The following is a 15,405-nucleotide window of genomic DNA, read 5'->3' on the forward strand; positions in this document are numbered from 1 at the left end:
GTGGGAACGGCCCTCCTTCACTCTGTGCTCTCCTCTGGGGCGTCAGGCCAGCTTTGCTCCACCAGCACGCTACTTCAGGGGCGCAACATTCAGCAGCCATTCGTAGCGGAGAATCTGGCTCTCGGGCTGACCCGGCTGGTAAGACTCCAGAGCAGGCGTCAGCCCTTGATGGGGCGCTGGCTGTAAGGAAATCCAATTGGCCAGTAACGCGGCGAGGACCGGCGAGGCGAAAGACGTGCCCTCGTACAGTCGGGGCTCCGCAGCAGCGGCCAGCGTGTATTCGAAAGCTCCGGGAAGATAGCGCGTGGGTGTCGTCACAGGCACGTAGGGTCGTCCAGATCCTTCACGGCCAAATTCGGCTTTCCCTGCGCCTGCCACGTCCCAGCCACCCGCACTGAACAGCCGGTGATTGCGTTGGAAGCCCGTCCCTGTTTCGTCGGTGGGATAGGGTACCCCGGTCACTGGCCGCCCGGTCCAGTCCGCCGGATAGGCATTGCAGTGGTCCTTGAAAGGCGCAGTGGTGGTGGCCTTCTCACACCGATCTCTATTACCGTGGGCCATCACCACTAGCGCCCCAGCAGCCGTAACTTCGGCCAGCGCCTTTTTCAGGGCAGGCGAACGGTAGGGCAAGTGCAGACTAAGGTTAACAACCACCGGGCCACTGCGCGCCTGATTGGCCGCTTCACACAGGTGTTGCAGGATCAGGTCGCCATGACACACCCCCTCATCCGTACACGCGGGAGCCAGGATGACCTCAGCGGCCGGCACCATGTCGGAGATGATGCGTGCCACGGCCGCTCCGTGGCTGGCGAACGCCTGCCGTGCCTGTGGACTGGCCGGCCCCTGACCAGCGGGAGCGTTACTGCTGAGCCCTGAATCCACGACATACACTTTGACGCCCCGCCCCGCCGCTGCGCCGTTGAGACGCTGCCCCGCCGTAGTGATCACACCCGTGACCGTCAGGGCTGCGTTCGCGCCCGACTCGGGCGGCGCCTGCGAAGGAATTCCGTAGCCTGTGGGGTCCAGGGTTACGGCCTTATCCATGTACAGCAAATCGGCCAGAATTGCGACCTGCTCGCCTGTGGCTTTGATCTGCACGCGAGGCTTTCCGCAGATCGACGTCTGCATCGCTGCGGCTGAAGAGGTCGCTGGAGGCAAGCGCACATTGAGGCCCGGTACCCCGGCCGGGGTGAAAGCCAGGACGGCCCCCCCCTGAGTAGGAACGTCCGGCGCCTGTTGCAGCGATTCCAGCTTCACCTTGTAAGTCAGGGTGGGCAGCAACGCGTTGCGAACGGTGGCCTGTTGGTTCTGGAGTACGCTGGCCAGCTCCTGCGCCCGCACGCCCACAGGCAAACGCTGACGTAGCGCCGCCAGCAGTTCAGGCGGCAACGCGGGGACACCACTGAGCTTCCACCGCTGCACGTCTTCCAGGAGTGCTTCTGGAAGCCCCACACGGTAAGATGATCGGTCCAGCGGCCTTGTCATCCGTAGATCTTCGATCTTTAAGCCCCTGAGCAGCTTCAGGTAGGTTGCCGAATAGCTGTTTGGCTGACGCGGGGCCTGAACCCTCCTGGCAATAAGGTCGCGAAGCGCAACCTCTGTCCAGGGCAAGGCTCCAGTCTCTTGGTTTCTCACGACAGTCACGAGTCCAGGCGACGTCTGAACGGCCTCGACCCATCCCACCACCTGCGCCCGCCCGAACTGACCATTCAGCACCATCCGCACAGGCTGCGGCCCTGGAAGTACCTGATCCGGGAAGCGGAAATCCCAGGTGCGGCCATCGCCCCGCACCTCCCGAACCCGTTGTCCTCCCACAAACAGCTCAGGGGTGCCGGGCGGCAGCGGTTGGGTCAGGTTGAGGCGCATGGACGTTCCAGCCACCGCGAAGCTCGGGGCCACAGTCGCGGCCCTGGCCTGGGGCAAAGCGGTCAGCAGGATGCAGGCAGCCAGCAGTCGTTTCATGTCATTTCCTCCACCGCCCACCCTGCACCCGTCGGCGTGACTACGCCGTGACTGCCCGGCGGCGTGACCATGCTGGCGTTCCGGCGGATGAGGGCCACCGTGGCGTCCTGACCGCTTTGCTCCAGAAACGCCAGCGCGTCCTCAAACCCCGACAGGTCCGCCTCCAGTTCCGAGAGATTGCTCAGGGCCAGTCCCAGCAGACGCACGTCGCCGGTATTCAGGGTCAGCTCGATGGTCTGGCGGTAACAAGCGGCAGCCGCGCTCAGGTCGCCGTTCAGGTGGTGGCGGAGCCCCAGATTGTTCAAGGCGATGGCCACGCCATTGCTGTTGCCCGCTTCCCGCATGACCGCTGCTGCCTGCTCCAGTAGCGCAGGCACCTGACAGAGCTCGCCCATGCGCTCAAGTTCGACGGCGTAGTTGATCAGCACAAAGCCCCGCGCCGCCGGATGGTCGCCCGCTGCGAGCAACACGGGGGCGAAGAGGGCCTGCACACTCCCGGCTGACAGCCGACAGGCAGCTGCAGCCGCCAGCGACGCAGCCTGGGCAGCCTCAAGCAACTCGCCATGAAGGTGCCAGATGTGGGCACAGCGCGCGAACAGTTGCCGCGCCTGCGCAAAGTCTTCTCGGTAGCGGGCATCCAGACCGAGCACGAAGGCGGCCTGAGCGTTCAGCGGCGTGCTGCCCAGGCAAAAGGGCTTCGCCAGAGTCACGGCGCGCGCATTCTCACCACTGCGAAACAGCGCGGAGGCCAAACCGACCTGCGCGGCTGGACTACTGTCGAGACTTTCAAACAGTGCCCGGGCCTCGCCATACCGGCCCAGATGCACCAGCGCCCAGCCGCGCAGCAGCCGCACCTCGGGGGTCTGGGGCGCGGCCTCCAGCGTCTGTGCGGCCCGGCCTGGGTAGCCGCGCCCCAGTTCCTGGCTGGCGTACCAATGGGCCGCCTGGGCACAGGCGGTCTGGTCATGGTCCTCCCACAGGTCGCGCGCCTGTTGCCAGTGGGGCCACGCCGCCACCGTGGGGCTGGCCCGTGCCAAGCGCAAGTGAATCAGGGCAGTGTCCAGTGGAGCGCTGTCTAGCAGCTGCCGGGCCGGGCTGCTGGCACGGAGAGTCCCGTCCGGCGCGGCCAGTCCCTCGCGCACCAGCAGGTCCAGGGTCTGGGCCAGAGCTGCCGCGCCCAGCTCCAGGGCGGCGCGGGTGGCCTTCAGGTCGGGGGTGGTCTGCGCGGCCAGCGCCAGGAAGAGGCGCCGGGCGTCCGGGCCCAGCAGGGTCAGGCGGGCGTCTAGCGTGCGCTCGGGGGGCTGGCCGCGCAAGAAGGCCTGCAGCAGCGCCGGGTGTCCCCCAGTGGCGGCGTGGGCCCCCGGGTGGCCCTGCAGGTCCGCCGCACTGAGGGGGTAAAGGGGCACATGGTACGGCGTCAGGATTGCCGGGGGCTGGCGGGCAGCCACGATCAGGGTGGCGCCGGGGCGTTGCCGGGCCGCCAGCGTCAGGGCGGCGCGGGTGGCGTCGTCGGTGTCTTCCCAGTCATCCACGGCCACCTTCAACCGGGGATCGCGCAGCAGGTTCAGGGCGCCCTCCACGCTGCCCAGGGGGCGTGGGCTGAGCGGTTCCAGGGTGGCCAGCGGCAGCCCCGCGCGGGCCGGCAGCACCCGCCAGCCCCGCGCGCCCAGGGCCTGCAGGAGCGCTGTTTTGCCCATGCCGGGCGGCCCGCTCAGCCACGCCAGTTCACCGGGCGGCAAGCGGTCCAGCGTGGCCAGTTCGGCGGCGCGGCCCAGCAGCGGCGGGAGCGCCGGGTGCGGGGCGGGGGGCCGCAGGGTCAGCCCCAGTTCATCGGCCTCGCGGCGCAGGTGCACCCCCAGGGGATGGGCCGGGTCGGCGACACAGGCCCACAGCCGGGGCAGGTCTTCGGTGGCGCAGGGGGGGGCGCCGGGGGTGTGATACGCCTGCTCGGCGTGCGTGGTGGCGGGTGTGCGCTCGCCCCGGGCCATGCAGTCCTCGGCCCGGCTTAGGTGCGCGGCGCGGGCCTCGGCCCCCAGGGCCTCGCGCGTTTCGAGCACCCACTCTTCCAGATCGGGGTTCAGGGCCAGCGGCAGGTCGCCCAGAAAGGCGCCGCTGTACAGCGCCAGCGCCTCGGCCCAGCGCCCGGCCCGGGCATGGGTGCGGAAGGCCTGGGCATCGGCCTCCAGTCCGGCGGCCACCCGTTGCCCTTCCTCGCTGATTCCGCCGGGCAGGGGCCGCAGGCGAATGAGGTTTTGCGCTAAGGAGTTCATGGGGTTGGCGGCTTCGGGCCAGAACAGGCTGGCCAGCCGGCGCCGGGGCTGGGGGCCTTCCAGACACAGGTACGCCAGCAGCAGCAGGGGTTTCTCGCGGCGGTAGGCCGCTCCCTGCACCGACAGGCCCCCGAACGTGAGAAGTTTCATAGAGCATTGTAGTGACCTGCCGTCCAGGGGCGTCAAGCCAGGATGTGGAAAGGGCCGCCAAGACATCTCCGGCGGCCCTTCGAGCGAAGAACTGAAGGGGCCTAGCAGGGATTCACAGCGGCAGGCAGCAGCGGGGCTTGCCCCGGGGCCGTGATCAGGGGCAACAGGGGCACGCCCGGCTTGCAGGTCATCCAGTTGGCCAGCACGCCGCTGACCACTGGCGCGGCAAAACTGGTGCCGAAGTAGGGCCAGCCGCCCAGCCAGAACTCGCCTGGGGCCTGCACGCTGGGGGCCAGGGCTGTAACGCCCGGGGTCCCGGTGCCCCGGTTGTAAGTGGCCATCTGTCCGGTGGCAATGTCCCAGCCGGCCACACTGAACAGCATGGTCTGGCGCAGGGTGGTGTGGCCCAGAGCAATGCCCGGGCCGAATTCAAAGTCCTTTGTCCAGTCGGCGGGGAAATGCCAGCATCGGTCGCCCTTGCTGAGGCCCATGCAGTCGTCGCGGTTGCCATAGGCGGCAGCAGTAGGCACGCCGGCCGCCGCCACTTCCCGCAGGGCCAACTGCACGCCCACGGTGGGGTACGGCCCCCCCGCGCTGAGGTTCACCACATGCCGCCCGCCACGGCGGGCCTCGGCCGCTACGGCACACAGGGCCTGGGCGACTTTGAGGGTGGCGCAATTGCCGTCCCTGTCGCAGACCTGCTTGTAGCTGAGCGCGGCATTGGGGGCCACCGCCCGCACGATCTGCCCCACCGCCTGACCATGCAGGGGACGGCCTTCAACCGGCGTGCTGTAGTACATCGCCGGGCCGGAAGCACCCGAGGCATGGAACACGTAGTCGTCGGCGGAAGCGGTGGCGGTGTCCAGAATATGAACGGTGACGCCCTTGCCGTTGCCTCCCTTCAATCCAATGAACTTGTTGAGGAGGGCGGTGGGTTTGCCGTTTTTGTAGGGGGCGTCAGATTGGTCGGGGTGGCCGTAAGCAGTCGGGTCCACCTGCATATCTGGCCCGAACAGCAGGCCCAGCACCGTCAGCACCTGACCGGTGGGCAGACCAGCCGTTGGGAAAATTCCAGCCAGCGAGGTGCAGAACGATGAAGCAGACCGGGCTGGTACGGCAGACGGCACCAGTCGTTGTAGGTCAAGGTTCTGAAGTACCTGGGGGGTCAGAACAGCAGTGGACGGCGCCACGGTCAGGGGGCCGGACGCGACCCGCTGTCCCGTCACTGCCGAAGCCAACGGGGCGAAACTGGGCACGCCCAGCACCGCCAGCCGGTCAATGACGGCGCGAACCTGTTGCGGGCAGGTCTTCTGACAGTTGCTGGAGAGCCGCCGCAGCCGTTCGGCGTACTCCTGCTGCACAGTTTTCAGCGTACCCGGCGCAATGTAGGCCACCACGTCCTGCGCGGCAGCTTCGGCAGGCAGCACATTCAGCACCATGGCACTGCGCTGGCCCGGCCCCTGGGCGCTAATAAATTGCGGCCCACCCGCCGCCGTTTTCGGCACCTGAAAGGCCAGCCAGCCCGAGGCCGGGTCGCGCAAAAAAGAGGTGGCCTGTCCGCCCACCCACAGGGTGCCGCGTTCCCCCAGAGTGCTGCTGCCAATAATCCAGGCCGTGTCGCCGGGCGCGGCAGCCACCGGGTACAGCCGGGCGCCGCCAGCCACCGCTGTCTGATTCTGAGCCACGGCCCAGCCTCCACTACATAGTCCGAGTAGCCCAGCCACCACCCCTGCCCACATCCACCCGCGCCTTTTTGCCATGTCTGTCCTCCTGCGCCCAGAGTGCCAGGGTGGGCATGATCGCGGCATGAGCAGCTGCCACGGGGTTAAGACCGCAACGGCTGGCCCGTGCTCTGGGCCGCTATATGGGCGTTGCGCCTGATCTGCGCCACAAGCTCGTGATGCCCGGCTTGCTCCAACATGTGCAGCGAGTCCTCGAACGCGCTCAGGTCACCCTCAATCTCGCTGAGATTGCTCAGTGTTTGCCCCAGATGACGAACGTTTCCTGTTCCGCGCAGATAGTGCAAAGCCCGTCTGTACAGTTCTGCAGCTTCTCTTAGCTGTCCCTGCAAATGGTGGGAGACGGCCAAATTACCGAGCGCCGAGGCGAGACCTATTTGATCGCCGGAGAGCGTTAGAACATCTACAGCTTGATACATGATTTCGCTGGCCTCGGCTGATTGTCCAGTCTCAAGAAGAACTTGAGCCAAATTAACGAGTGCCAGTCCATGCACACTGGGCAGGTCGCGGGCAGCTTGAAGAATTTCTGCAAACGCAGCTTGAGGCTCAGCCCCTAAGCGCACATGTGCCCGGGCCACCATTACCAGCTCTGTCAGTTCCCGCTCGTCGTCACCATTGGCTTGCCAGAGGTCAGCGGCCATTTGACTGTGCCGTCTGGCCTCCGCCCACTGTTCCCGGATGCGCGCTGCATTTCCCTTCACACTCGCCGCATGCGCCGCTTCTGGGCCACTGCCTTTAATCTGATCGGCCAGCGCCACCGCCTCGTCCACCCGCCCCAGGCGCACCAGCGTGGTGGCGCGGACGGCCAGCACGTCCGGCCGGGTCTGGGGCTGTTCGGGTAAGGCCTCCAGGCGGGCATACGCGTCGTTGTAGCGGCCCACGCCAATCAGGGCCCAGGCGTGCGGCACGGCCAGCGAAGGCACGTCCCGCAGCGTGTCCAGCAGGGCGGCGGCCGGGCCGGGATACCCGCGCTTCAAGAGGGTCTGGGCCCGCAAGCAGGCGGCGCGGGCGGCCCGCACCTCGTCGTGGTCTTCCCACAGGTCGCGGGCCTGCTCATAGTGGGGCCACGCATCGGCTTCGGGCAGGGCGCGGGCCAGTTTCAGGTGGAGCAGGGCAGCGTGCACATGAATCTGGTGCAGATGCTCGCGGGTGGCGGCAGCGGCGTATACGCGCCCAGCCTCGTTCGTCAGGCCCTCGGTGGTCAGGAAGGACAGGGTGCGGGCAAAGTCGTCGGCGGTCTGGCCCAGGGCGGCGCGGGTGGCGCGCAGGTTCGGCTGGTCCTGCAGGGCCAGCAGCAAGAAGCCGTCGCGCGTGGCGGGGGGGTAGGCACGCACGCGGGCCCCCAGGCGCAGGTCCAGCGGCTGGCCGCGCAGGGCCGCGCCCACCAGCACCGGGTGGCCGTCGGTCTGGCGGTGCAGCGCGGGGTCGGGCAGTTCGTCTTCAGTCAGGGGGCCCAGGTGCAGGTGACGGTCCACATCAAAGGGCGGGTGGGCGCGGCCCGTCACCACGATCACGGCGCCGGGGCGGGTGCGGGCTGCCTGGGCCAGCACAGCGCGGGTGGCCTCGTCCACCTGTTCCCAGCCGTCCACCGCCAGCTTCAGGTGGGGGTCGCGTAGGGGGGCCAGCGCCGCGTGGGCACTGGCGGGGGGCGCCGAGCACAGCGGGGCCAGCGTGCCGTAGGGCAGGTCGGCACGCCCCGGCAGCACCGTCCAGCCGCCGCTGCGGGCCAGGGCCTCCAGCAGCGCGGTCTTGCCCATGCCCGCGTGCCCGCTGACCCAGGCCAGCTGCCCCGGGGCCAGCGCCGCCAGCGCCGCCAGCTGGGCGTCCCGGCCCACGAAGGGGGCGGCGTCCAGCTGCGGCGCGGCGCCCAGGTCCAGGCCCAGGGTGCGGGCGTCGCGCTCCACCTGGGTCGCCAGCGGGTGCCCGGCCAGGGTCAGGTAGTGGTGCAGCCGGGGCAGGTCCAGTTCGTCGGGGGGTGGGGCACCGGGAAGGCCCAGGGCGCGCGCCGCGTATTCGCCCGCCCCCTCGCGCTGGCCCCGGGCCGCCGCCTGCGACGCCAGAGTCAGCAGCGCGGCGCGCGCTTCCAGGGCCAGGGCCTCGCGGGTGTCGTACACCCACTCCTCCAGGTCATTGCCCAGGGGAATGCCCAGGCCGTCCAGAAAGGCGCCCCCGTACAGGGCCGCCGCCTCGCCTGCGCGCCCACGGCGGGCAGCCTCGCGCAGCAGGGCGGCGTCACAGGGCATTCCGGCGGCCACGCGGGGGCCGTCTTCAGCCAGGGCGCCGGGCAGCCCGCGCAGATGCACGAGATGCTGGGCCAGGGAATTCATGGGGTTGGCGGCCTCGGGCCAGAACAGTTCGGCCAGCCGGCGCCGGGGCTGCGGGCCTTCCAGGCACAGGTAGGCCAGCAGCAGCAGCACCTTTTCCCGCCGGAAGGTCACGCCTTCCACGGACAGGCTCCCCAATGTCCGCAGGGTCATACCGGCATTGTCTGCGATGGGTGGGCGTCGCCACAAGAGGCGCGGCCCCGGACGCAGCCTGGGTATGCTCAGCGCCATGCTGAGTTTCCCCCACGATATTTCCCGCCGCCTGACCCCCGGGCATCCCAACTGGCCCGGCGACGCCCCCTTTGAGGTGAGGCCAGGGGCGCGCATGGCGGGCGGCGACAGCGTGAACACGGGCGTGCTGCACACCAGCACCCACACCGGCACCCATGTGGACGCGCCCTGGCACTACGACGACGCCGGCGAGCGGCTGGGCGAGGTGCCCCTGCCGGTGTACCTGGGCCGCTGCCGGGTGCTGACGGTGGGCGGCCCGGTGGTGGAGCCAGGGGTGCTGGCCGCGCTGCCGGCGCAGCTGCCGCCCCGACTGCTGCTGCACACCGGCCAGCCTGCCCACTGGGCGGTGTTCCCCGAGGATTTCGTGGCCCTGTCGCCCGCCTTCGTGCACGAGGCCGCCCAGCGTGGCGTGCGCCTGCTGGGCACCGACGCCCCCAGCGTGGACCCCCTGACCAGCAAGACGCTGGACGCCCACCACGCCTGCCGCGCAGCCGGCGTGTTCATTCTGGAGGGCCTGACCCTGGGCGGGGTGCCGGACGGCGAGTACGACCTGGTGTGCCTGCCGCTGCCGCTGACCGACACCGACGGCGCCCCGGCGCGCGCCGTGCTGCTGCCCGCTGGCAGCGTGCCGGATCAGCTGGCCGGCACCTGACCGGGAAGCGCAAAGTGGTCATGGAACGACCGCGCGGCCAGTGCACGCCCCACGCCGGGCAGGGCCAGCAGCCGCAGGGCGGCGCCGCGCAGGTGCAGCCCCAGGCGGGTGCGGGGCGCAAACCAGGGGCCAAAGCGCACCGCTGTCCGCTGTTTGGCGCCCACGAACGGCCCAAAGGCCGCCTGATACCGCGCAAAGGCGGCGCCGGGCGCGTCCGGCGTCTGCCCCAGCTCATGGGTCAGCACAAAGGCCCCCGCCAGCGCCAGCGCTGAGCCCTGCCCCGAGAGTAGCGAGGGCGCATAGGCGGCGTCGCCCACCAGGGCCACCCGCCCGCTGTGCCAGCGGGGCAGGCGCACCTGCGCCACCATGTCCAGATACAGGTCCTGGGCGCCGGGCAGGGCCGCGCACATCTGCTCGCCCAGCACGCCGCAGTCGGCAAACACCTGCTCAAGCAGGCAGCGCTGGGCGGGTGCGCCGACTCCGGGTGCCGGGCGCCCGGCCTGCACCCACAGCAGAAAGTAGGCGCTATGGCCCCCGCGCAGGGCAAAGCGGGCCACCTGCCGCCCCGGCGACGTGAAGCTGAGGTATGTGCCCGGCTCGCCTGCCTGGGCATCGGGAACGGTGAAGGCGGCGGTCCAGTAGCCCAGCAGCCGGACCACGTCCTGGGGTTCCCTAAACACCAGGGTCCGCAGCGGGGAATGCAGGCCATCGGCCCCAATCACCAAATCAAAGTCGCGGGGTGGGGCGTGGGCGAACGTCACCCCCACCCGGTCACCCTGCGGGACCAGGGCCGTGATGTGGTCACCGAACAGCGGTTCAACCTCCGGCTCGACCAGCGTCCATAGCCGCCGGGCCAGATCACCCCGGCGCAGGTTCACGTACCGGTGGTGGGCCGGCACCAGCGCCCCGGCGGGCAGGGTGACCACCGGGCGGCCCCGGCGGTCCACGAAGCGGATGCCCTGGACCGCGTAGCCGTCTTCGTGCAGGGCCGCGCGCAGCCCCAGCTGCTCGGCCGCGTCGTAGCCCACACCCCAGAAGTCAATGAGGTGGCCGCCGTGGCGGGGGGCCGGCGCCCGCTCCACCAGGGTGGGGGCAAAGCCGGCCCGGCGCAGTCCATAGGCCACGGCGGGCCCGGCGATGCCCGCCCCCGAGATCAGCACGCTGCGGGGGGACTTCATGCCGGCCCCCCAGCCGCCGCGCGCAGTGGAAACTGCACCTCGGTCACGGCGCCCTGGCCGTCTGGACCCTGCGGGGGACACAGCAGCACTTCCCGCGCGGGGCCGGCCCGCACGAAGGCGCCCTGGGCCAGCCACTGCGCCAGCGCGCGGTACGCCAGCGGCAGGTCATCGGGTGGCCCGGCGTGCAGCGCGGCGGCCACCAGGTCGTGGGCCGGCAGTTCGGCCTGGGCGAAGGGCCCCGGGGGCCCGGGCCAGCAGCGGCCCACGGGCAGCACCCGCCCGGCTTCCACCTCTAGTTCACCGTCCCCGCCTTCCGGGTCGTGAATCAGGCCCACGAAGGGGCTGTCTGGGGCAAAGGGCGCCCCGCCCAGCGCCGACGAGACACGCCTGAACAGGGCCTCGGCCTGTGCGGGGCCCCTCACCACCGCCCGCGTGCGCACCCAGCGCGCGGCCGGCACCGCCTTGAGCACTACCGCCGGGTCATCGTGCCCGGCGCGGTTCAGGTACTCCAGCCGGGTCTGGATGCGCCGCCAGCGCGCGGCTTCGGCCTGCAGGCGCTGCTGGCTCTCGGCCTGCTTCAGGCGCAGCATGCCGCGCAGTTCTTCGGGACTCACGCCACTCTGCAGCAGGCCACGAATCTGGTCCAGGGAAAAGCCCAGATCCTTCAGGGCCAGGATGCGCTGCAGCTGCGGCAGTTGCGCCGCGCTGTAGGCCCGCCGCCCCCCCGGCCCCACCTGATCGGGCACCAGCAGCCCCAGCGTGTCGTAAAAGCGCAGCTGCCGCGTGGTTACCTGCGCCAGCTTTGCAAACAGGCCAATAGAGAACACCTTTGCACCTCCCCTTGCCTGCCACGCTACGGGTTGACGCGGCGTCAAGTGCAAGGGGGGCGTGGGCGGGTGGGCCTAGCCGGTGGGGCCGGCCGAGAAGCCGAAGGTCTCCCCCACCACGGCGGGCGCACGCTTGGGCCGGCCGGTGCCCGGGTCTACCCACACCCACTCGGTCTGGCATTCGGCCAGCCGCAGGCCTTCAGGTGGGTCGCCGGGGTTCAGGCGGTCCAGGGCGTAGGCGCGCACGCTGCGCACCCCAGCGTGCAGGGTCAGGGCGGTGCGCACGCGCACGTGGTCGCCCAGCAGCGCGGGGCGGTGGTACTCGATGACATGCTGCCGGGCCACCGGCACCGCGCCCAGGGCCATCAGGGCGGCGGTGCCCATGCCCAGGCGGCTGGCGTGTTCGCGGGCCACGGTTTCACACCACGTGAGGTACACGGTGTTGTTCACGTGGTTCAGGTCGTCCAGATCTTCCGGGCCCACGGTCAGCATATGTTCAAAGCGCCGGGCGCTGGGCAGACTGTCCCACAGCACGTCCGCATCGGGAATGCGGAGCTTCAAGCCTCGCCCTGCGCCAGTTCGTTTACAGCGCGCGCCGCGTCAATGTCCTGCTGGGTCACGCCGCCCGCATCGTAGGTAAAGAAGTTGACGCGCACGTAGTGGTAATGCACGTGAATATCCGGGTGGTGGCCGCGCGCCTCGGCCTGTTCGGCCACCTGCATGGCAAAGCGCATGCCCGCCATGAAGTTGGGAAAAGCAAAGTCGCGGTACAGCTTGCCAGCGTCGCCCCACCAACCTTCGGGCTTGAGGTCCATCACGTCGCCGTCAGTGAGCTTGCGGCTGGAGTCGTAGTTCATGCGCGGGTCGTACGGCATACCCGGCATGGTAGAGGGCAGCGGGTTGCAGGAGGCAGGAGGCGGGACGCGGTGCAGGGCCCGAAACACCTGCCAGCTGAGGTCTCAGGCTGTCAGACAGCAGGTCAGTTCACATTTACATAAAGTTTTCTTCATGTACAATCAGGGGAACATCAGCTTCAGGAGAGTTTGGTCATGACTGCACTGCTGCGCCGTCTGTTCGCCCGTCGTCTTCCCCGCCCCGTTCCGGCCGCCCGTCCCCGGGCCATCACGGAGCTGGAATTGCTGCGCGCCCTGGGCTGCGACGAATAAAGACCCCCTGCAACTTCCGGCCCCGCTGAGGCGTTCGCCCTCAGCGGGGCTGTTGCTGTTGTCATGGTCGGGGTTGAACCCTTTCCCGGTCAGAGCCCCTGGCCCTGCGCAGCCAATCGTCGCCAGAGTCCTTTCTGCGTACCCACGCGGCGCTATCCTGCCCCCAATGCGGGCACAGAACGTCCTCAAGGGAACCGGCTCGGGGGCGCTGCCGCCCATGCTGGAGCAATACGTGCGGATGCGCGACGAGGTGGCCGCGCAGCTGCCCCACGCCCTGCTGCTGTTTCAGGTGGGGGACTTTTACGAGACCTTCGGTGAGGATGCCGAGCGCGCCGCCCGGCTGCTGGGCCTCGCGCTGACGCACAAGAGCAGCAAGGATTTCTCCACACCGATGGCGGGCATTCCGCTGCGAGCGCTGGACAGCCATGTGGAGCGTCTGCTCTCGGCCGGGGTGTGCGTGGCGGTGGCCGACCAGTTTGAAGAGCCCGGCTCGGGGCTCATGGAACGCAAGGTCACGCAACTGCTCACCCCCGGCACCGTCACCGAGGAGCGGCACCTCAGCGCCGACGAGAACTATCTGGCGGCGGTGGCGACGGGCGACGGCTACGCGCTGGCGCTGCTGGACGTCTCTACCGGGGAATTTCGCTGCGCGGCCTTTCACACCCGCCTGGCGCTGTACGACGAACTCTCGCGCTGCCGCGCCCGCGAGGTGCTGCTGGCGCCGGAACTATCCGGGAACGCCGCGCTGCTCTCGGACTTTCAGCAGCGCTTTCCGGTGATGCTCTCGCCCGCCACCTTTGACGAGGCGCGGGGCCGCGAGGAGCTGACCCTGACGCTGGGCGAGGTGCCCGGCAGCCTGAGCTCGGCGGCGCTGGTGCGCGCCTGCGGGGCGGTGCTGGGCTATGCCCGCGTGACCCAGCAGGGGCAGCTGGACATGGTGCGGCGGGTGGTGCGCTTTGAGCCCGGCGCCCACATGCGCCTGTCGGACGCCGCCGTGCGCGCCCTGGAGCTGTTTCAGGCACACGTGCCCCAGGGCCGCACCCTGACGGACGTGCTGTGCCAGACGCGCACGGCGGGTGGGCGGCGGCGCCTGCGCGCGTGGCTGCGCGCGCCGCTGCTGGACAATCTGAGCATCCGCGCCCGCCTGGACAGCGTCGAAGCCCTGACCCGCGCGCCAGACCTGCGCGGCGCCGTGCGCGCCCTGCTGTACCGCGCCCACGATCTGGAGCGGCTGGCCGCCCGGGTGGCCACCCGCCGCGCCGCCCCGCGCGAGGTGGCGGCCCTGGCGCGCACTCTGGACCTGCTGCCCGAAGCGGCCACCCTGCTCGCTGGCCAGAGCGGGCTGCTGGCCGGCGTGCGCGAGCGCCTGGGCGCCCTGCCGGATGTGGTCACCCGCATTCGCGCCGCGTTGGTGGACGAGCCGCCGCTGCGGCTGGGCGAGGGGGGCCTCATCCGCGACGGCTTTCACGCCGAACTGGACACCCTGCGCGCCGAGGCCCTGGGCCACCGCGCGTGGCTGGCCGAACTGGAAGCCAGCGAGCGCCTGCGCACCGGCATTGGCAACCTCAAAGTGGGGTTTACGGGGGTCTTCGGCTATTACCTGGAAGTGACCGGGCCGCACCTGAGCAAGGTGCCCGCCGATTACCGCCAGATTGCCACCCTGAAAGACCGCGCCCGCTTCACCCGCCCCGACCTGCGCGAGCGCGAACGCGAGATTGCCCGCCTGGAAGCGGCGGCCAGCCGCCTGGAACTGGAGGTCTTCACCGAGTTGCGCGCCAGCTTAGCGGCCCACGCCGAGGCCCTCTCCGAAGCGGCGGGGGCCCTGAGCGAGCTGGACGTGCTCTCGGCGCTGGCGGAAGTGGCGGCCGAAGCCGGCTGGATTCGCCCCGAGACCACAGACGGCGAGTTGCGGCTGACCCAGGCGCGGCACCCGGTGGTGGAGCGCAGCCTGGGCGGGCGTTTCGTGCCCAACGACGTGACATTGGACGACAGCGGGCGGCTGGTGCTGCTGACCGGCCCCAACATGGCGGGCAAAAGCACCTACCTGCGCACGGCGGCCCTGTGCGCGCTGCTGCACCAGATCGGCTCGTTCGTGCCCGCCGACGCGGCGGCCCTGCCGGTCTATGACGCCATTCACACCCGCATTGGTGCCAGCGACGATCTGGCGGGGGGCCGCTCTACGTTCATGGTCGAGATGAGCGAACTGGCCGCCATCCTGCACGGCGCCACCGGACAGAGCCTGGTGATTCTGGATGAAATCGGGCGCGGCACCAGCACCTTAGACGGCCTGGCCATTGCCCAGGCGGCGCTGGAACACCTGCATGGAGCGGGGGCGCACACGCTGTTTGCCACCCACTATTTCGAGTTGACCCGGCTGGAAGGCGAGTTGCCCGGCCTGCGCAACCTGCACGTGGCCGCCGAGGAAGACGCGGCGGGGAGTGGGGGCCTGACCTTTTACCACCAGGTGGTGCCCGGCGCCGCCCGGCAGAGCTACGGCGTGGAGGTGGCCCGCCTCGCCGGCCTGCCCGGCCCCGTGACGGCCCGCGCCGCCAAGCTGCTGGCCGCCCTGAGCACCCAGGGCGACGACCGGCGCCTGATCCGCGAACTGGCCGCCCTGGACTTGGGCCGCCTGACGCCCCTGCAGGCCCTGGAACTGCTGCATCGCTGGCAGCGGGAGGCGCGGGGCGTGGAAGCGGTGGGCGGGGGGTAAGGGAAAAGCGTCGAGGAGTCGACGGGTCGAGAGGTCGAGCACTTCAGACGACTTCCTGATGATTCGTGACCGCCCCTACGCTTCGGTCTTTCACGCCTCTCCGTCACCATTTTTCCTTCTCTGCTGCGCCGCTCGACGAGGCCCTCCGGTCGGGTTTATCCGTCGTGGAAGAGCTGATGAACCGGAATCCTGATCA

10 protein-coding genes are annotated in these 15,405 nt (G+C 69.8%); 2 read left to right on the forward strand and 8 right to left on the reverse strand.

Annotation, left to right across the window (positions count from 1 at the left end):
- Positions 1-69 precede the first annotated feature (69 nt).
- From KMW22_RS06160 to KMW22_RS06175, 4 genes are all read right to left on the reverse strand, one after another.
- On the reverse strand, positions 70-1,962 hold the full coding sequence (locus KMW22_RS06160) for a S8/S53 family peptidase (protein ID WP_221089147.1): 1,893 nt from the start codon (positions 1,960-1,962) through the stop codon (positions 70-72).
- Positions 1,959-4,382: a hypothetical protein gene (locus KMW22_RS06165; RefSeq protein ID WP_221089148.1), complete on the reverse strand. Its 2,424-nt coding sequence runs from the start codon at positions 4,380-4,382 to the stop codon at positions 1,959-1,961. The genes KMW22_RS06160 and KMW22_RS06165 overlap by 4 nt, the downstream gene beginning before the upstream one ends.
- A gap of 101 nt (positions 4,383-4,483) precedes the next feature.
- Positions 4,484-6,067: a S8 family serine peptidase gene (locus KMW22_RS19635; RefSeq protein WP_221089149.1), complete on the reverse strand. Its 1,584-nt coding sequence runs from the start codon at positions 6,065-6,067 to the stop codon at positions 4,484-4,486.
- A gap of 140 nt (positions 6,068-6,207) precedes the next feature.
- Entirely contained in the window at positions 6,208-8,598 is a 2,391-nt protein-coding gene (locus KMW22_RS06175) for a tetratricopeptide repeat protein (RefSeq protein ID WP_221089150.1), read from the reverse strand.
- 76 nt (positions 8,599-8,674) lie between these two features.
- Here KMW22_RS06175 and KMW22_RS06180 point away from each other — a divergent pair, with 76 nt between their 5' ends.
- Positions 8,675-9,328: a cyclase family protein gene (locus tag KMW22_RS06180; RefSeq protein ID WP_221089151.1), complete on the forward strand. Its 654-nt coding sequence runs from the start codon at positions 8,675-8,677 to the stop codon at positions 9,326-9,328.
- Here KMW22_RS06180 and KMW22_RS06185 read toward each other — a convergent pair.
- The 4 genes from KMW22_RS06185 to KMW22_RS06200 all read right to left on the reverse strand — a co-directional run bounded on the left by KMW22_RS06185 (position 9,310) and on the right by KMW22_RS06200 (position 12,208).
- Positions 9,310-10,506, reverse strand: coding sequence for an FAD-dependent monooxygenase (locus KMW22_RS06185; RefSeq protein ID WP_221089152.1), 1,197 nt, complete (start codon positions 10,504-10,506; stop codon positions 9,310-9,312). The two genes, KMW22_RS06180 and KMW22_RS06185, sit on opposite strands and share 19 nt — an antisense overlap.
- Positions 10,503-11,333 carry a MerR family transcriptional regulator gene (locus tag KMW22_RS06190; RefSeq protein ID WP_221089153.1) on the reverse strand — a complete coding sequence of 277 codons (831 nt, stop codon included), beginning with the start codon at positions 11,331-11,333 and terminating at the stop codon, positions 10,503-10,505. Before KMW22_RS06190 ends, KMW22_RS06185 begins: the two co-directional genes overlap by 4 nt.
- Before the next feature lie 75 nt (positions 11,334-11,408).
- The gene (locus KMW22_RS06195; protein WP_235692657.1) at positions 11,409-11,894 is read right to left on the reverse strand and encodes an acyl-CoA thioesterase; all 486 of its coding nucleotides are present in this window, start codon (positions 11,892-11,894) and stop codon (positions 11,409-11,411) included.
- Positions 11,891-12,208: a 4a-hydroxytetrahydrobiopterin dehydratase gene (locus tag KMW22_RS06200; protein WP_235692659.1), complete on the reverse strand. Its 318-nt coding sequence runs from the start codon at positions 12,206-12,208 to the stop codon at positions 11,891-11,893. The genes KMW22_RS06195 and KMW22_RS06200 overlap by 4 nt, the downstream gene beginning before the upstream one ends.
- 457 nt (positions 12,209-12,665) lie before the next feature.
- Between KMW22_RS06200 and mutS the strand changes: the two genes are divergently transcribed.
- Complete coding sequence (mutS, locus tag KMW22_RS06205; RefSeq protein WP_221089155.1) at positions 12,666-15,209, forward strand: DNA mismatch repair protein MutS; 2,544 nt, start codon at positions 12,666-12,668, stop codon at positions 15,207-15,209.
- Positions 15,210-15,405 lie beyond the last annotated feature (196 nt).

The organism is Deinococcus aquaedulcis (assembly GCF_019693445.1).
Taxonomy (GTDB): domain Bacteria; phylum Deinococcota; class Deinococci; order Deinococcales; family Deinococcaceae; genus Deinococcus; species Deinococcus aquaedulcis.